The 18,389-nt window shown below is 42.8% G+C and carries 18 protein-coding genes; 2 read left to right on the top strand and 16 right to left on the bottom strand.

Features of this window, described 5'->3' with window-relative positions; all coding sequences use genetic code 11:
- Positions 1 to 7 precede the first annotated feature (7 nt).
- From B1728_RS24605 to uxuA, 5 genes are all read right to left on the bottom strand, one after another.
- A complete protein-coding gene (locus B1728_RS24605; protein ID WP_079913074.1) occupies positions 8 to 820 on the bottom strand; it encodes a formylglycine-generating enzyme family protein in 813 nt (270 codons plus the stop codon).
- Between the two features lie 47 nt (positions 821 to 867).
- Positions 868 to 2,193, bottom strand: a complete 1,326-nt coding sequence (locus B1728_RS24600; RefSeq protein ID WP_079913073.1) for an ABC transporter substrate-binding protein — start codon at positions 2,191 to 2,193, stop codon at positions 868 to 870.
- 151 nt (positions 2,194 to 2,344) lie between these two features.
- On the bottom strand, positions 2,345 to 3,364 hold the full coding sequence (locus tag B1728_RS24595) for a LacI family DNA-binding transcriptional regulator (RefSeq protein WP_079913072.1): 1,020 nt from the start codon (positions 3,362 to 3,364) through the stop codon (positions 2,345 to 2,347).
- Between the two features lie 205 nt (positions 3,365 to 3,569).
- Positions 3,570 to 4,418 carry an SDR family oxidoreductase gene (locus B1728_RS24590; protein WP_079913071.1) on the bottom strand — a complete coding sequence of 283 codons (849 nt, stop codon included), beginning with the start codon at positions 4,416 to 4,418 and terminating at the stop codon, positions 3,570 to 3,572.
- Positions 4,415 to 5,491 (bottom strand): mannonate dehydratase, encoded by a 1,077-nt coding sequence (gene uxuA / locus B1728_RS24585; RefSeq protein WP_079913070.1) that lies wholly within the window; start codon positions 5,489 to 5,491, stop codon positions 4,415 to 4,417. The genes B1728_RS24590 and uxuA overlap by 4 nt, the downstream gene beginning before the upstream one ends.
- Positions 5,492 to 5,781: 290 nt before the next feature.
- Between uxuA and B1728_RS24580 the strand changes: the two genes are divergently transcribed.
- Positions 5,782 to 6,888 (top strand): glycoside hydrolase family 88/105 protein, encoded by a 1,107-nt coding sequence (locus B1728_RS24580; RefSeq protein WP_079913069.1) that lies wholly within the window; start codon positions 5,782 to 5,784, stop codon positions 6,886 to 6,888.
- Between the two features lie 53 nt (positions 6,889 to 6,941).
- Here B1728_RS24580 and sigK read toward each other — a convergent pair whose 3' ends face one another.
- The 3 genes from sigK to B1728_RS24565 are packed head-to-tail and all read right to left on the bottom strand — an operon-like array spanning position 6,942 to position 9,441.
- Entirely contained in the window at positions 6,942 to 7,478 is a 537-nt protein-coding gene (gene sigK / locus B1728_RS24575) for an RNA polymerase sporulation sigma factor SigK (protein WP_079913068.1), read from the bottom strand.
- Positions 7,378 to 9,129 (bottom strand): recombinase family protein, encoded by a 1,752-nt coding sequence (locus B1728_RS24570; protein ID WP_079913067.1) that lies wholly within the window; start codon positions 9,127 to 9,129, stop codon positions 7,378 to 7,380. The genes sigK and B1728_RS24570 overlap by 101 nt, the downstream gene beginning before the upstream one ends.
- Positions 9,130 to 9,168: 39 nt before the next feature.
- On the bottom strand, positions 9,169 to 9,441 hold the full coding sequence (locus B1728_RS24565) for a hypothetical protein (RefSeq protein ID WP_079913066.1): 273 nt from the start codon (positions 9,439 to 9,441) through the stop codon (positions 9,169 to 9,171).
- Between the two features lie 356 nt (positions 9,442 to 9,797).
- Here B1728_RS24565 and B1728_RS24560 point away from each other — a divergent pair, with 356 nt between their 5' ends.
- Positions 9,798 to 10,985, top strand: a complete 1,188-nt coding sequence (locus B1728_RS24560; protein WP_079913065.1) for a hypothetical protein — start codon at positions 9,798 to 9,800, stop codon at positions 10,983 to 10,985.
- A gap of 31 nt (positions 10,986 to 11,016) precedes the next feature.
- Here the strand turns inward: B1728_RS24560 and B1728_RS24555 are convergent, their stop codons facing one another.
- From B1728_RS24555 to B1728_RS24520, 8 genes are all read right to left on the bottom strand, one after another.
- A complete protein-coding gene (locus B1728_RS24555) occupies positions 11,017 to 11,745 on the bottom strand; it encodes a hypothetical protein (protein ID WP_079913064.1) in 729 nt (242 codons plus the stop codon).
- A gap of 315 nt (positions 11,746 to 12,060) precedes the next feature.
- On the bottom strand, positions 12,061 to 12,330 hold the full coding sequence (locus B1728_RS24550) for a hypothetical protein (RefSeq protein WP_079913063.1): 270 nt from the start codon (positions 12,328 to 12,330) through the stop codon (positions 12,061 to 12,063).
- Positions 12,331 to 12,347: 17 nt separating this feature from the next.
- Positions 12,348 to 12,635, bottom strand: coding sequence for a hypothetical protein (locus B1728_RS24545; RefSeq protein WP_079913062.1), 288 nt, complete (start codon positions 12,633 to 12,635; stop codon positions 12,348 to 12,350).
- A gap of 189 nt (positions 12,636 to 12,824) precedes the next feature.
- Positions 12,825 to 13,538 (bottom strand): PaeR7I family type II restriction endonuclease, encoded by a 714-nt coding sequence (locus B1728_RS24540; protein WP_079913061.1) that lies wholly within the window; start codon positions 13,536 to 13,538, stop codon positions 12,825 to 12,827.
- A gap of 24 nt (positions 13,539 to 13,562) precedes the next feature.
- Complete coding sequence (locus B1728_RS24535) at positions 13,563 to 15,320, bottom strand: Eco57I restriction-modification methylase domain-containing protein (protein ID WP_079913060.1); 1,758 nt, start codon at positions 15,318 to 15,320, stop codon at positions 13,563 to 13,565.
- A 149-nt stretch (positions 15,321 to 15,469) separates the two neighbouring features.
- On the bottom strand, positions 15,470 to 15,790 hold the full coding sequence (locus tag B1728_RS24530; protein ID WP_079913059.1) for a YolD-like family protein: 321 nt from the start codon (positions 15,788 to 15,790) through the stop codon (positions 15,470 to 15,472).
- Positions 15,791 to 15,866: 76 nt separating this feature from the next.
- Positions 15,867 to 16,772 (bottom strand): HNH endonuclease, encoded by a 906-nt coding sequence (locus B1728_RS24525; protein WP_079913058.1) that lies wholly within the window; start codon positions 16,770 to 16,772, stop codon positions 15,867 to 15,869.
- 16 nt (positions 16,773 to 16,788) lie between these two features.
- Positions 16,789 to 18,081: a zinc-ribbon domain-containing protein gene (locus B1728_RS24520; protein ID WP_079913057.1), complete on the bottom strand. Its 1,293-nt coding sequence runs from the start codon at positions 18,079 to 18,081 to the stop codon at positions 16,789 to 16,791.
- Positions 18,082 to 18,389: the final 308 nt, after the last annotated feature.

Genomic DNA, 18,389 nt, shown 5'->3' with positions numbered 1-18,389 from the left:
TTCCTTGTTAATTCATTACCATTGCAACCCGAAAGCCAATGCCCGGAGTTTTAGCGTCCGTTCCGGACGCGTTACGGTAGGTTGAACGAACCATGGTGAAGTCGTCCCCCCAAGCCCCTCCGCGTAAAACACGAGAATCGCCAGAATTTGGACCTTGCGGGTCAGAAGCATTCCCTTGCGGATAAGGAGCTGCATACCAATCCTTGCACCACTCCTGAATGTTCCCATACATATCATACAGTCCCCATGCATTAGGCTTTTTCTGGCCTACCGGATGAGTCACCCCATCTGAATTTTCCTGGTACCAAGCATACTCGCCTAAAATCGATTCATTATCGCCGAATTCCCATCGGGTGCTTGTGCCTGCACGTGCTGCAAATTCCCATTGTGCTTCTGTAGGTAAAGCGAATTTACGTCCTGTCTTTTCTTGGAGTTTTTGTAAAAATAGTTGGGTGTCCTCCCAGCTGACGCTGTCGACAGGCCGTTTATCCCCTTTGAACTTACTTGGATTGTTCCCCATAAGCTCTTCCCATTGTTCCTGGGTCACCTCATATTTTCCCAGATAAAATGGTTTCGTAATCGTGACTTTGTGCTCTGGGGCTTCGTCCCCCTCTCCTACCTCCACAGAAGATCCCATTGTAAACGACCCTGGATGAATCAGAACAAACTCCATGTTGATGCCATGCCCTATATCCAGGATTTCTGTTTTTGGCAGATTCATTTCACCACCTGTTGGTCCAGACCTACTGAAATATAGTAGACCCGCATCTGCTATCCCTGTAACAACCAGAAATGTTAGTAGAGAAATCTTAAGTTTCATAGTCACCTTCCTAGAGCGATAATCCTAATCCCGCCTCCCCTCCTGACCTATTTCGCACTTGCGGATTGCAGGGCTTTGTTTGCTTCCTCCTCCGTCGTACGAAGCATGGTATTAATGTCCATTTCCCCATTGACTACCTTCATCGCGTTTGTCGTATATTTGCCTAATACTGCTGCTTTGCTTTCACTCACCGTCTTTTCTGCCATAGCCGGGAATTTGGTGAAGAACGCCGAAAAGTTTTTGTCCTTGTACGCCGTATTTTGCCCAAGTGTTTTCTGAATGGCTTCGTCCTTCAGTACGGTCATGATGCCGTTCTTAGAAGACTCCAGCTGGTACTCATCCGACGTCAGATATTTGATCACCTCCATAGCCGCATCTTTATTCTTTGACATCTTCGTCACGGAGATCACTCCGGGATACGCTTGCGCGCCGACGCCAGGCAATTCCTTGAATGCAGGGAAGGTGACAACATCCCAGTTCATCGACGACATATCCTGGGCAAAAACTACCGGGAGCAGAGGAGAAGCCGTGTACATAGCTAATGTTTTTTCCTTGACGAAGGTGTTAGAATCAGGAATCTTACCATTCGATTGCTCGATTTTTTTCTTGTACATATTATTTTGGGTAGGGCGGATCAGCATAGTATCGATGATTTTTTTCCAAGTGTCGTTATTGATCGTGGCTTTATTTGTAGAGCTGTCTACAAGCGGAAGAGAGTATGGATTGGAAACGAACACCTGGTTAAGGGAAGGCGAGAAGCCCGTATAGACAACACCGCTTTCTTCCCGGGTCATTTGGTTCGAAAGCTCAATGATTTCGTCCCAGGTCATTCCATCCTTAGGATAAGGTACGCCAAACTTATCAAATAGATCTTTGTTGTAATAGAGGGCCATTCGGTCGTTATATAGAGGCAAGCCACAAAGTCCCCCGCCGGACATCTTCTTCAATGAATCAATCATGCTCGGTTCAAAACGGTTCAAATCGAGATTATGCTGCTTAATCAAATCCGTCATATCGAACGCCGTTCCGCTGTCGAGCACGGAGCCTGTGAACGATGCAATGGAGTCCCACTGAATATCAATTTGTGCACCAGAGGTCAATAGCTGCTGTAAATCCGTACTGTTCGGTACACGCTGAATATATTTTATGGTATAGCTTGGGAATTTTTTGCGAATGGCGTTCCCGAATCGCTCATTAAAGTTTTCCTCGGAATCCTTGCTTACGGAATAAAATACAAGCTCAACCGGCTCTGCATTTTTGTTGGCCTCCTCCGCTTTCCCCTCGCTGGCTGCCCCGTTGCTGCATCCCCCCGCTATAAGGGATAAAGTCGTAAACATTATCAATCGAACGATCCAATTCTTCCTGGGTCTCATGGAAGTCCTCCTTTAGCGACTTGATTTTGAGATTTTAAAGAATCACATGTCTGTTCCTAAAATGCAACCGCATTCAAATACCGTTGTGATGTAATACTTGGGTAGTTGGGTTGAATTGCAAAGAATCTCTGACTTATCCGTTCCCCATCTCTTACGGTAATTTGGTTGTTTCCCGGTCCATGAATGTCAGAGGCAATTCCAATTCCCGAACCTCCCCCTCCTCCGTTTTTCCTTCGAGCTTGTTAATCAATTTTTGTATGACCGACCGAGCATGATCACGATAGGGAATATCCCAACTCGAGATTCCCGGATAGCTGTTCATCGCTATATAATCGTTATTAATTCCGATCAGCATCAAACGGTCAGGAATAGGAATGTGCAGCTTGTTCGCAGCAGACAACAGCTTTAGAGCAATATTATCGTCAAAGGCAATGATGCCGATCCGTCCTGAGTGCCGTTGTACCAAATCTGTCAAATAGCCTTCATAGTCCAGCTCTTGAATATCCGCCAGGTCATGAAGTAAACCGCTTCCATATTTCCGGAGCCCTTCCCCATATCCGATCCGCCTCTGTTCATCGATAATCTTCGAGCCTTTGTGTCCTACATAACAGAGCATGGTACACCCTCGCTCCGCAAGAACCTTGCAGGATTGCTCATTGGCCCCGGCAATTCCAAAATTAACAGAACCGATCGAAATTTCCTCAGGCCAGTTCCAGCCGTTGATCAGTACCAAAGGCGTTCCTTGATTCACAATGGACCTGGTAGCCTCCATCCCCATGGCCAAACCATGGCAAATAAGGCCGTCTACTCTTCGCTGCAGCAGCACTTCAAGATGCCTTCGTTCAATATCAGGGTCTAGTCCATTGGAGGAAAAAACCGTTAAGTGGTAGCCGGCATGATGTGCTTCGAGCTGCAAATGCTCCGCTAACGTCCCGTAGATGCTTTTAAAGCCTGGTATAATGAGGCCAATTTCAAAGGTTTTTTGTCTGCTTAGTCCCGCTGCCATGATGTTTCGCCGGTAGCCCAGTTCATTGGCCGCCGACTCGACCTTGCGAATCGTTTCTTTTGATGTACGAATTCCACCTCGGTTTAGGACATTGGAAACGGTTGCAATTGAGACGCCGGCGTGCTCCGCCACATCGACTATGGTGACTTGTTTGGGTTTGCTCATCAACAATTCATCTCCAATTTTTTAAACGTTTAACATACCTTTAGAGTAAGCTTAAACGTTTAACATGTCAAGAAAAAAATGGAAGTGTTGGGAAGAGGCAGACTGCCGCTTCAAATTAAAAAACGGATACATTGGCTGCATCCGTAATGTGTTATAGCTTATTAGTTTCTCTTTAAATAAATCATCTGGCCTTGTTCCTCGCTCACTACACCCCGGCGTAGGACATGAACCCGCCGTCTACCGGTATGGTGATCCCTGTAACGAAGCCGGACAAATTCTCATCGGCCAACCACAGCAGGGTTCCCAGCAGATCTTCCGGTTTACCAAACCTGCGCATCGGTGTATGAGTCAATATTTTGTTCGAGCGCTCCGTCAATGAGCCGTCCTCATTTGTTAAAAGCCTGCGGTTTTGTTCTGTCAAGAAGAAGCCTGGTGCAATAGCATTGACACGGATCCCCACATCCGCCATGTGCACCGCTAGCCATTGTGTAAAGTTCTCGATTGCCGCCTTAGCTGCGCTGTAAGCAGGCACCTTGGTCATCGGGCTCGGCGCACTCATGGATGACATGTTGATTACAATAGCGCCGGTTCTATTCACCATGCCGCGCGAGAACACCTGGGTAGGGATCAGGGAGCCTAAGAAGTTCAAGTTGAACACATACCCGAAACCTTCCTCTGTCAGATCATAAAAGGTCGTGATGTCCTTATTGAGCAAGTCCTCTGGCTTGAAAGTCTCGTTTGTCGTGCTGCCTTTTGGATGGTTGCCTCCCGCTCCATTGATCAAAATATCGCATACTCCTAATCTCTCGGTTACGACCTTCTCCGCGGCCTTGACGCTTTCCACATTCAACACATCGCAGGCTACTGCTATAGCCGTACCGCCTGCCGCTTGTATTTCGAGAGCGACCTGCTCGCCTTTCTCTAGAGTCCGGTTCAAAATAGCGACTTTGACGCCTTGCCTGCCCAGCTCTCTTGCCATTGCCGAGCACAAGACACCGCTGCCACCCGTAATGACAGCGACTTTCCCTTTTAAATTATCGTTTAGCGTAATCATGCTTTTGCCTCCTTGGCTAGATTTGCTAATGAATCCCACAAGCCCCACAAGTACATAATGCCAAGTGCGCGGTCATAAAGTCCGTAGCCGGCACGACATTGTTCATCCCATATATGTCTTCCGTGATCCGGTCTTGCATACCCGGTAAAGCCCGTATCGTAGTAAGCCTTCACAATGCCGCAAATATCTACGGTGCCGTCCTGGGCACGATGCGACGTCTCAATAAAATCACCGTTGTCATAGACTCGGACGTTACGGATATGGGCAAAAGGAATGCGCCCCGCAAACTCTCTAACCATAGCCGGGATGTCGTTATCCGGGTTGGCCCCCAGCGATCCGCTGCACAAGGTCACTCCGTTGTACGGACTATCGACCAGCTTGAGAAGTCTTCGGATATTAACCTGGCTCGTCATAATGCGCGGCAAACCGAAGATCGGCCAAGGCGGATCATCCGGATGAATAGCCATGCGGATGTCGTTCGCTTCGCACACAGGAATGATTTGTTCCAAAAAATATTGAAGATGATTCCATAAATCTTCTTCCGTGACCTGCTTGTAAGCCTCGAACAAAGAAGTAAGATGCTTGAGCCGCTCCGGCTCCCAGCCGGGCATTGTAAAATTAGGGTTTTCGTTGATTTTCTGAACAAGCTCCATCGGATCCATATTGGCCACCTTGGCCTTTTCATAAAAAAGTGCCGTCGAACCGTCTTCCAGCTCCTTGAACAGATCGGTGCGTATCCAATCAAAGACCGGCATAAAGTTATAACAAATAACCTTGGCTCCAACCTTGGCAAGCTTCTCAATGGTCCGCTTGTAATTCTCAATGTATCGGTCGCGGGAAGGCAATCCCAGTTTGATATCCTCATGTACGTTTACACTTTCCACAACCTCTAGATGAAATCCATAGGCATCGGCTTTGTTCTTATATTCCAGAATTTTATCCATCGGCCATTCTTCACCCGCCGGCACATCATGAAGTGCCCATACAATACCTTCCACGCCGGGGATTTGCTTTATTTGGGATAATGTGACGGTATCATTGCCTTCACCGTACCACCTAAAAACCATTTTCATCCTCGAGCCCTCCTTTTAATCACATACTAGTAATACTAGTATACATATTAATTGAAGGGATGCCAATAGCCTATCAGCTCCGAACCTTCGAAGATAAGAGATTTTGTCCGTACCGGTTTATGTACCTTCTTTTACAATTGGGGATGGCTATAGCGAACTATTTACTTTTTCATTGCTCAAAAGGAATAAAGGCGGTAAAATGACATATGAAACCTGTTTTTTTGTTGATATGTATTTGATTATCTGTTATTTATATTTATAACAAATAAAAACAAAAAGGAGCAACGACCATGCAAGAAGCCTTACATTCCGGATTGAAGAAAGTCATCAATCAACTGATGCATTTAAAAAGACCTGATAACGAAGGACATTTAAAGGAACTGACCGACGAGGGAAAAGCCCTGGGATACTTTCCGCGCGACTTTGGAATTGACGAATGGGACTGGCCGCAGGGGATCGGCTTATATGGCCTCAATAAACTCACTAATCAAGAAGGCTATGACGGAATCCAAAACTTCTTTGTAAAGTGGTCGAGAGAACAGATCGAACGCGGGCTCCCCCTAAAGAATGTGAATACGACCGCGCCGCTACTTACCCTGATGGACCTGCCGGACATTGAGAAACTCGTTTTGGAATGGATGCATTGGGTTGAAAATGAATGTCCCCGCACCAAGGAAAACGGGATTCAGCATGTAACCTCCGGTAATACTTCGAAATTTGAGTTAAACCTGCACGATCAGGAAATTTGGATTGACACTTTGTTTATGGTTGTGCTGTTCATCGCCAAGATGGGCAAAAAATATAATAATCTGTCATGGATGAACGAAGCGACATATCAGTTTGAGCTTCATATTAAACATATCTTTAATCCTGGCAATTCCTTGTTCTTCCATGGCTACGATTTCAAAAATGAAAACAATTTCAGTGAAGCTCACTGGTGCCGTGGGAACAGTTGGTTTACGCTGGCCGCTCCCGAGTTTCTAGAACTGATGCAGGATTCCTTATCCAAAGAGTCCCGTGACCATATTTTCAGCGTTTATAAGGCTCAAGTGGATAAATTGGTTGAACTGCAGGATGAAAACGGACTTTGGCACACCCTGCTTGACGATAAGGATAGCTATACGGAAGTATCCGGATCGGCTGCAATAACAGCCGGGATCCTCAAGGGAATTCGTCTGGGTCTCCTCGATTCCAGTTACCTGTCGTCGTGCCGTAAAGCGGTTGCGGCCGTATTGGAGAACATCTCGGAAGATGGTACAGTATTAAATGTCTCCGCCGGGACTCCCATCTGTGAACATAAGGAAGATTATAAAAAGATCGTCTTTGCGCCAACTGCTTATGGACAGGCTTTAGTTATCGTGTTGCTGGCCGAAGCTCTCTATCATACTGAGCTTTAAGCAGCTCCTAGATAAATGAATAAAGGCCTGCCATCCAGGCAGGCCCCTTCCCTTTACCGCTTCGCCTTATAAAACTCATGATACAGCTTCATTAGCGCTCTTTTTTCAATCCGTGACACATAGCTACGCGAAATTCCCAATTCCTTCGCAATTTCCCGCTGAGTCCGCTCTTCCCCGCCATGCTCGAGCCCGAATCGCCCAACGACGACTTCCTTCTCGCGGTCATCCAATATATCCAGGTTCTTATATATCTTTGACTTCTCGATCTTCAGCTGCACTTTATCTACGACATCGTCGGCTTCTGTGCCGAGGATATCGATGAGGGTAATCTCATTCCCCTCCTTGTCCGTACCGATGGGGTCGTGAAGGGATACATCCTTGCGCGTCTTCTTCAGCGAACGTAAGTGCATAAGGATCTCATTCTCGATACATCTCGCTGCGAAGGTCGCCAATTTCGTGCCCTTATCTGGTGAAAACGATTCGATCGCCTTAATCAGACCAATGGTGCCGATGGAGATCAGGTCCTCCAGATCTTCTCCGGTATTGTCGAATTTTTTGAGGTTGTGAACAAACTCCACTATTAATTGCATCTTGCGATAACTTATCGAAAATGCCGACTGATGTAATATCAATCTTTGTTCCACTTGTCGTATCGTCATCATCAGCACGATTTACTGTAACAATGATTTCCTCAAATAACATCTCCACGATATCACGTTTAGTCTCGAAAGGAACTTCAATGCCATTTTGAATTTGTTCGCGAAGCTTCTGCACCATAAACGTAATCTGTTCAGAGGTTAATTCCTCCATACGGTGAGCATCTATCTTAGCTTGACAATTACTTATTTCTCCTTCAAGAGAAGTTATTTCATTTTTATAATCTTTCCTTAGTTTATCAAGACGCCGTTCTTCAGAATCAGAGTCAGCCTCAAAATATGCTCGTTCAACTTTTTCAAGAGCATTCATCTTTTTCGCCAACTCTTTCTCAAATAAAATTTTTCTATTTCTTACATCACTAATTGCTTCATTTCCTTGACCTTGAAATCTGGAAATAAACTTCTCCGGATCAGTAATGATTTGCAGGACTTGGTTCCAGATGTATCCTTCAATTTGATCAGCATTAAGAGAAACAGCTACACACTTATTTATTTCTGGTCCGTATTTTCTGGGTACTGTGTTTGGGCAACGGTAATGGCGTATTTTATATTCTTCACCTGTATCACGGTTTTTTGACCCTGGATAAGTAGTAGCGTCAAATCTCCTTCCACAATGCCCGCATTTCAATAAAGACTTAAGTAGGTAATGATACTTGTTGTTACCAACATGTTTATTAGTACTATTATCTTTTCGTTGTTTCTGGGCTAGATTCCACATTTCAATATCAATGATCGGCTCGACTTCAATTTCAAGCCAGTCCTTTTCATCACGTATACTGTATGTCTTTTTTGGATTACCTTCCTTAGTTAATTGTCCTCTGACCTTTTCACTAGCTCGACGATTATAATAATACTTACCAATGTAGATTTCTGACGTTAAGATCCGACTTATACTTGTCGCATTCCAATTTGGACTCTCGTTGCGTTTAGGTCGAACCTTCCCGTGTAGTCGCTCTCCAATCTGTCGTAAAGTTAATCTCTCATGAACATACCACTCATAAATCATTTGGACCCATTGTTTTTCATCTTTATTGACAACCAGCTGACCATTTTCGTCCTTATCATATCCGAAAGGAGCTACTCTCATAGGCATGATTTTCTTATATTCCCTTACTTTTGTAAGCCTGCCACGAACTGTTCTCTTTCTTATTAGCGCCAGTTCATAGGAAGCGATGGCACCAATAATATCAGAGAATAGTTTACCTTCAGGTGAATTCGCAAAGTAAACATCAGTGTAGTGTAACTTAACTTTACACTTTTCAAACTCACGACATACAATTAATTTATCTGCCAGTTCCCTACTAAATCGGTCGGGATGTGCACAAATAACATCAGAAATAAGTCCATTTGCAACATCTTCTCTTAATTTCAGTAACTCAGGTCTGGTATCAATATCTTCACCACTACGTCCTCCATCAGAATAAACTTTAATATTAGAATCATAAGCATTTAATTCTTTTGCCTTAATCTTACATAGTCGAATCTGCTCATCGAGACTCGTGTTATCTAACTGTCCTACAGTTGAAACTCGAACATATATTCCAATAGCCATCATATCACCTTGTTCAAAAAGAATTTCTTTCATTATAAACAAAGTCCTAAATTGGGTAAAGCAAAAGCCCCCTCATATTGAAGGAGCTTCCTTTATCAGCAGATGATCAATAACATATTGAATCAATTGTTCTTCTTTTAATCGATACTCCTCAACTTGTTGAGGAGTATATTGCGTATGACTAGGAATATAATTGAAAATAAGTTCCTTTTTCTTAACAGGTTTTCTTCCTCGTTTTTTCATGCTGGTGACCACACTCCCGTCACCAATACCTATGCATTTGGAATTTTGTCCTATGTGTATGTTAACATCTTCAATCTTCAACATATTAGTTTCAACAGGCATATTTGTCACTCCGTGATTACTGTATTTGGAGTTTTACCTCCATGCCTGAAGGTCTGGTACCTCTTAACTTCAAAAAGCTCAACACCATAACGACAAACTCCAACTCCCCCAAACAACATTTCATATCATCCAACGATGTTCATGTCTTGAATTGAGTTAGTAAATATCCGAATACACTCAAGCTGCTACGAGTAGATGAAAAGAACACAAAAAAGAGGTGTCGGTTTTATCGACACCTCGAAGCGATGAATCCCGTAAGATTGAAACTGAGAAAGTTTTGCTGATTTGTTATAATGGAGCTATATTGATACTGTAATGAGCTACATACACCAGGCTCAGTCATAAGGAGAAATAAAATGTCCATACATATAAATCAACTGCTGCCGGAAGGGGTCAATATTGACGAGTTCAAAACCGGATCGGAGCTGCTCTTGGCTCACGAATTAGGGAAGTATACGAAGTTACTGTTAAAAGAAGGCTTGTCTGTCGATGGCATCATAATCGGTGAAGAACTTAAAAAGACAAAATACTTCAGCTTTGTTATGAAAAGCCGACTCGTTGAAAGCTTAGCCCCTTCCGATGAAAAACTGATGCCATATAACATTGGTGACTTTTTCTTACCAAGTCAAAATGTCAGTAGGGTTGACCTAAAGTTCGAAGAACATCATGTCTACTTCAACTTTAACTCCAATAAAAGAGCTAACAGCGCGTTATATGTCAAAAACCGTTCGGCTGCTTATGTGAGCCTAATCGCATTTGTCTTAGTAAAAAACAGCTTCGACCAAAAGCTGAATCGTAAATTGATCATTGACCATGAAGAATATGAGCAACGAGATGGTGAGTATACAGACCTAATCGAATTACAGAAATGCGGCATCCTTCCCGATACTATACTTGAGATCAAATATAAAACTCAGGGTGTAGTACAGCTGCCTTGGGAAACCGTTGTAAAGGACTACCAAAGTAAAGAGTTAATGAACAGGGAGTACTCCGCGATAGAGAAGTATGCGTTTCTGTTGGAGAATGGGCTAGAGATTGGGGATGTCGTACTAAGATACACTAGAACCATCAAGGTCAATGAGGGAGATACAATTGGGACTTTATTGTCTTGTTACCCAGCTGTTATTGAAGGTTATACCGATGAAATTTTTGTTTTGAAATACTACCCTAATGTTGAGACTAGACTGACACAGTTTGCAAGAATAAAGGGGCTAGTCGCTAAAGTTGAGGGTTTAGAAGACTTACTTACCCCCGATGACTTCATTCGCACTGACGTCAGGAAGGAAACTTTACCTCTATCCGAGGTGGGGATCGGAACGTGCATTCACTTGGAGGATACCTTCATCTTTGAACCCGTTGAATCGGATGGAACTGAGCAGTTATTTAATGATAAAAGCGGTGGGCTTATCTCGGTAAAGCTAAATACCTTGGATACTATTTTCGCTGTCTTTGAAGATCGCGGTGTGAACTATAATAAAGACAAATTCCTGCAGAAGTACTTCTACTCTAAAGGAAAACAACCGAAATATTATGATTATGTGTAAAGAGCCGATTTCTCGGCTCTTCTCTGTGTTCCTACTTTGCTCGTTTATCTTTTGGAATAAGCTCACGAAAACGACCAATATACTTGTCAGCTTCAAACTCTGGACTTATTCTCCAAGTTTGATTAGCTAGCTGTTCATCAATTGAAAATATATGATTATCTCGAATGGAGCCAAAGTTAATTACGTTTCCATCCTCGTCCTTCACTTTGACAAAAGTAATCGTTGGTGTGGGTAGCTTAATCCTGTTGTACCCTACAGGATTATCCTCACCTTCAAGCACCTTGAAATCCCCACTCTCATCGATGTAATCTAAAAACTCAGCTGTCTTGGTGGATAAACATACCGCTTTAAAGCCCTCAAAACTTACAAATGCCGCATACTCATCACGTAGCACTAAAAACATAAACTCATAATAAGAAAGGGCGAACTCTTCTCCGGCTTTAACCTTCCTATACTCGATGTCTCTTTCAATATCTACCCCTGTATCTTTGTCTAATTTAACGTCAATAACAGGAACATCATCTATATCAATATCAGACACTAAAAGAACTCCAACTGGCTTCATATCTGTGCCACCATTATTTCGGGTTACCTGGATAGATTCAAGCCCTAAAAGCTTTATAAAGTGTAGAGTGCTCCACTTACTCCCTAACGAATCTTGTTCTTCCTGTGACATAGCATATCTTAATTGCTTACCATATGCCTCGATATTTTTCTTTGTATCGGATTTTCCATACTGCTTCTGATTCTTTCTGTTCATGCTGCCACCTCGCTGAAAATATCACCAACCTCATCTAAGTATAATATCGGTCACTGCTAAACTCAAATTTAGCATCCATCTTGTTAAGCAGACCGATAAGCGGTTTTGCTTTAAAGAATAGGTACTGTTTTTATCTGTTCCTTCGGATTTTATAATAATGTCCGTAGTGTTATAAAACTGTTTCTAACGTTATAAAAAAAAAGATTCTGAGCTTTTATAAAAATTGTTTCTAAATATTACGCTCTGGTCGGGTGGTTGGGTGATATATCAAAAGAAAAAGATGCTGCGACTTAACCGCGGCACATAAGTTACCCCTCAGCAATGCAGGGCTTTGGACAAATCGCAGAACGTCCCAAGGCATTCAGCGTTACCGTCAAAGCTTCGGAAGAAAGTCACTTTATCAACGTGGTTGTTAATCCTGATTACACTTAACCCTGTGACAATGTTTAGATGTACCTCATTAATCGATGCAGGAAAGTCGCTATCCTTTATATATTGCTCCAGATCCGACTGCTTACAATCCGGGCAGGTTAAGGAATGCTGAATATACCGCAAATTAAGATGCTCACATTGCTTATGTTTCATAATTGCTGCTCCTCCCCCTAATAAGGTGATAGCTCGTATACGACTGTTGCTTCCTCAATACTGGTCAGGTCAAACTCGCCGTTAATGGCTCTGACCAAATCCTTTATCTGTTTCTGGCTAAACTGAAGCCGCTGCGCCCCCAGAATAGCATAGCCCAGGCATGCACTATTGCTCCACCGGCTTTCGGGAAGCTGTACATGCGGAGCTAATAGCTTAAGGCGACAATCGGCACAGAGCACCAATCGTTCGTCTCCTTTAAGGAAATCAATTACATCAATGCTTCCGTTACAGTTTTGGCAGATCATCGGCGCACCCCCATCGGATTAAGGATAATAAAACCCTCTTACGTTGGTTGTGTATGATAGAACGAAGGAGGGAACATTGCAAGTAATTTTAAGAGAAGGAACACTTGGGCAAATAGGGAGTTGGTTTTTAGCAGTGTTGTAACCTGACAAAACAAAAACGACACCTAAATAGGTGCCGCTAATTGTGTTCTATTGGTGAGCTTGTACATGACCTACCATTGTTTTTATCAACAACTCAATAGTTAAGTCTAGATTAGGCTGCCTGTATTCCCCAATATTATCTGGGTCAGCAATGATAAATGCGCATTTGTCATATAGATGCTCTTGAGCCATGTGCTTCATGAACAACTCGGCTCTTTCTTCATAATTTGCAGGTCGTCCTGTACGCTCAAACTTCGTGAACGCTTCTAAAGGAGGGAATAATAAGCCTTTGCGCTCTGTATTTCCTATGACCAGTTCAGTATCCTCTGACATCACATAAATATACCCGAGGAACGGACGAGTCACTCCAAAAGCGTCCTTCTCGTAAGCCTTCCAAAGATCGGCACTACTTCCGACTGCTTCTTCGACACGATTGTTAAGATTCTTACCAACAGACCCCTTCATTGACTTAAACTCCAAGACGCAAAGCAATCGTCGAGAGCCATCAGGTCGATTCTGAATAACGATCATGTCCCAATCTTTCGATAACCTATAGAAGCTTGGCAACTTCGCTTTCTTGCCAGTGATAATTTCAGTTTGAGATACACCACAACGATGTAAAACATTCTGCAGCATTTCGGCAAACCCATCCATAGTCTTGCCGCCTCTTACTCCTTTGTCACCTTGATGACGCAAACCCCAAAACGTTTCTAGGGCAACCTTAGTCATATTCTTTATTTCATTATCTGTTGGCATCCACATTACTACAAACCCGCCTCATTTCAACTACTGGACGAGTTCTTGGATTGTCCGAAGCTCGTCAGCAGACAAATTGTAAAGACGTGACACAATTCGATCAATTGCGTCATAATCTCCCAATTCATACATTCGCTTTAACTCTTCGCAATCCTCTTTTGTTACACTAACAGGAAGTCGAATTTTACGCAGGTATTGAGCTTGATATCTCAGGTAGTCTCCACGCATCTTAGTGGCATACGACCAGATGAAGAACTTTATTATCGAGCTTAACAGCAATGCCTGTAATGCCTTGATGTCCCAAGTCCCTGCAGTAATATAATACAAACTGTGTTCAGGGTAGTAGTTGCCCTCATCTAATACAATCAGATTTTTAAGTTTGATGTCTGGGATCAGTAACTTGGGTTCACTAAGGCGCTCAGGGAAAATACGATCTATCGTCTTATACCATTTGTTTGGATTATTCTTGGCTGTGCTCCGGGAGCGAAGTAGCTCTTCATGGCGCATGAAGTATGCCTTTAGCTTTGGGAACTGTTCCAAATCAACAAGTGAACCGTCATCGTTATAAGGATTGATCACATAATGCCCACTCCAAGAGATAAACCCCTGAGTGATGTCATCTTTTATCACTGTTGGCAAAAGCACTTCTGGCTCGATATCTACTTTCTCTGGTTTTATTACATAAACAGCCGTAGCACCTGTAGCCACACCAATGCCAATCGTTATGTTATGTGGTGGCTCCGAAATAAGTGGATGATTTGCCTCAACCTTTTTGAGTAACTCTTGGGCAAGCTCTCCGTTGAGAACCCAAGGATCGCTGCCGCGGAACCACTCCTTAATCGTGTGCGTTTCAACAAGATCATTTTCGATATCCTTACCCTTAATAAGATAATCTCTCGCCAATTGAAGATACTGTTCGGATACTTCATCCATTTTAAGCGTTCGAGCTACCCCTCTTGGCGCATTACGGAACGTAAAAATACATGGGTAAGCGGAGACTTCATCAATAAATGGCTGTGAGTTATGGATATCAAGGTAGTGCATAACTTGATACTGCTCACTGATTAATTTGCGGATATCCTTACCATAACGATTCTTCGTGAATCGGTCAGTGCAAATGAAACTAAGACGTCCATCTTTATTTAGCATCTCTAGGCTGTGTTCAATGAAGGCAACATAAATATCCGCTCGATCAAACAATGTCTTATAAGTTGATCTGTATTTTTTTGCTACCTTTTCTTCGATGTTTTCGATTCGAATGTACGGAGGGTTGCCTACTATAAAGTCGAAGTGCTGCTCAACTGGTTGGTTCCAGAATAGAAAGTCATTTTGAACAAGCCACTTGTCGAGTATACGTTTACTGAATTGAGCAGAAGCCCCTTTTCTAAGAAATAGTTCGGTAAGTGCTTCAAATAAATACTCATGCTTTTCCTCATTCAGTTCAATTGAACGAATCGCCTTATGAAGTAAGTTATACAACTTTTCTTCATCATTAAAGACGCTCTCTCCAAGATGATTAGTTAAAGATTCTAAGAGCCGTTCAACTGCCGGAATAAGAAATGCTCCATGCCCCGTTGAAGGCTCAAGTAATGACTTTTCAAATAATGGTGAATTAGAAGTATACCCCACAAGATCAAGGATTAATTCTACAATTTCAGGCTTCGTATAGAAAGATCCAGACTTCTTCTTCACTACATCATCAAGGGTATCGACGAAAGCAGGTTGGTTAAACTCGAATATATCTATCTGAGTAGGCTGACCCTGCTCTACTTCTAAACTGTTCATCATAAATTGCACCTTTCTTCGACAAAATCTAACTTCAATAATACCATACCACCCACAGCCGTAGTACTTTTTCCATGAAGAAGATTGGTGATACGGGGATTATAAAAATACCCTTCAAGGGTAACCCCTGAAAGGCAAACTTACTCTTTATTTCATCTTGCTTTGATTACCTCACTGAAGTTAACCCATTCGTGTTCTCCGACTCGGAAACGTCTCAGCTGTTGATCAACCTTCGTAACTACACCTCGAATTTCCTTATGCTCAAATGGATTAAACACATCAAAGGTCGCTTCTACTTCCTGATGGTAAGACTGAGCTACAACTGCCGCGATAACTTGGATCTCCTCTTCTGCTAGGGTCGGCTTCTCGCGGCGGTCTTGTTCTTTAGAATTTCTGATGATCCGACTTCGATGCTCAGGCAAGATCATACGTGATGATTCCCACAACCCATTATCTTCAAGTTTATACCCCAAGGCTTACACCTCCGCAACAGAACAAATGTTCCACTTTAAGTATATTGGATCGGACTTAAGACTGCAACAAAGATGTTCATAGCTTGTCTTTATGTCGTTGGCGATGCCACTTCAGGTATGGAACATGCCTGGATTCTAAGGTAATTACATCAGTGTCATTAATGTTTAAGAACTGTTTCGTTGTTTTATCTAGTGAAGGGGAGATCATTATCTTACCTGAGTCCTCGAATGATATTAACCCCTTATCAAATAAGGAGTCGTGGTTCGGACAGAATAGGAAGCCATTGTATGGATCGATCCGCTCGTCCGACAGATCACACTTACTCCAAGGCTTGATATGGCTTGCAATAAGGAACCGCTCATCTGAAACGCTGCATAGTCTGCATTTATCACTTAATTTTAACAGGTCCCGCTTGAACTTGCCTTGACCGATACGAGCCTTGATCAAATGCTCTTTTTCGGTAGCTGATAACGGCATGGACTCAACTTCTTTTGATACGTCTTCCATCTCTTTTACCGTATCCCGCTGCAACCATTGATTACTGTATGGGTAGGTGTCCAAGTGCTTCTGCGGAATTAACTCATAAATAAATCCCTTCTTTAACTCTGTATAAGCCACCACTTGCTGTCTGTCAGCCAATGCTTTCGGAATAAAGGTAAAGTAGCAATATTCAGGGAGGAACCCCTTATGCTCATGGTATGTTCTAACCAACAAGACATGGCTTACCTGCGACGGAAGATTCTGCGAAGCATTAACCGTTGATCCCTCAGTCGGTTTATCAACGCCTTCATAATGCCACCTAACCGTGATCTTTATTGATTCTTCATTATCGCCATGCACGTAGTGGGTTTGCTTATGATCATCCCAAGTCGTTTTTGCACCGCGATCCTTCAGCCACTGTTCTGCTCGTTCCCGCCCTAATTTATGTAGCCATGAGTTTACAACAGGATCTTTGCCCGTAGGAATGCTTGTAATTGTCATCGACTATTTCTCCATCTCATTTTTTTCTAAGGGCGCTTAATTGTTCTTCTAAAATCCGCTCTATGTTGGAAAAGTCCACGTAAGGGACTACGATCAAAGGTATACCCTTGTCCAGACAATAATCCGTCTTAATCGAATCGTTCCTGCTCCGTTCCTCATGCCCCGATAATCCACCAAATGCTTTGACTATCTCGTAATGCTGCCTACCGTGATACTCAATAAGACAGAGCAGTGTGTCTTCCACAAATACCGCAAAGTCAAACGGCAAGGGACGAGTATAGCGGCAATCGTCGAATCTATACTGGCGGACGAAACTAAGCTGCTGTTGCGTCAAGAAATCTGTTATTCGCTTCTCACCCTTCGATTCCCTACAATAAGGACATCTATTGCCACTTCTGAATTCATCTAATGTAGTCTTGAACTCAAAGCTGCAACTCACATGACGTATCATTAACTTTACTTTTGAATTAACATATTCCCCAAGGACTTCATAATTTGTGCCTTCTTGCTCAAAGACGTACTTCTTGAAATCCTCAGTCGTCCATTGCATATTACCTGCACATCTCGGACAACCATACCCCGCAAGGACATTATCAGGTGAAGCACTGTATTCGTGACCGCAGATAGTATGCCTTAGCTCAATCTTGGTGCGATTGTTCTTGTACTCTCCTAATACAAGATACTCTTCACCGTATTTGTCCCTGAGAGACTGTTTAAACTCTTCGGTGGTTTTTCTGAGATTACCATAGCAATGAGGGCATCGCTTACCTCCAAGGAAGTCATTAGCTGTAATAAAGTACTCCTTGCCACATACCTGATGGCGAACAGGAAGTTTAAAACGAGCTGCTTTATACTCCGCAAGAAATACATACTCTTGACCCACAAGATCATGTACCTGTTGTTTAAATTGTTCATCAGACTTCTTATGTGCTCCAAAGCATTTCGGACACCTAGTTCCGTTTAAAAAGTGTGCAGGTGTGACCATATAACTATGACCACATTTTTTATGTTGCATCTCTATTTTAGCGCCATTTGCAACATAATCACCGATGACTTTATACTCATCGGCAACAAGCTTATGAACCTCATCTTCAAATTGAACCTGAGTCCGTCTCCTACTTTCAATGAAGCACTTTCTACATCTTGTGCCATTGATAAACAAGTACGGTCTCATTGATATTTCCAAACCACACTTGTTATGTCTAAAGGTGATCTTGGCATTAGCGTTTGTATAAGTTCCAAGAACTGTGTACTCGTCTCCTACTAAATCAAAAACCTTAGCCTTATAGAGTTCTGTGGTCATTTTCATCATAGATCACCTGCATTAACAATCTCACTTCTAACACATTTTACCACATCGGTTGTTTTGTCGGTTACCAAGATGATAAGGATACAGACGAAGAACCTCTCCGTATTTGTTGGAGAGGTTCTTCGCTACGGAATACATACTGTTGGTCATTCATTTGCCTTAATTATTGAATCGCTTGAATTAATCTTTGATTGTTGTTGGACTTCACCTTGTACTTAATATCTTTTCTCGCCGCGCTACTCTTTAAATAGAATAATCTCAATAAGCCTGCTGCGGTGAGATACATAAAATCTGGCTATGGCGGTTCA

The organism is Paenibacillus sp. 32352, from assembly GCF_002042965.1.
Classification (GTDB): Bacteria; Bacillota; Bacilli; order Paenibacillales; family NBRC-103111; genus Paenibacillus_S; species Paenibacillus_S vulneris.
The sequence above is the reverse complement of the archived record's forward strand: the minus strand, read 5'-3'. Positions and strand labels throughout refer to the sequence as shown.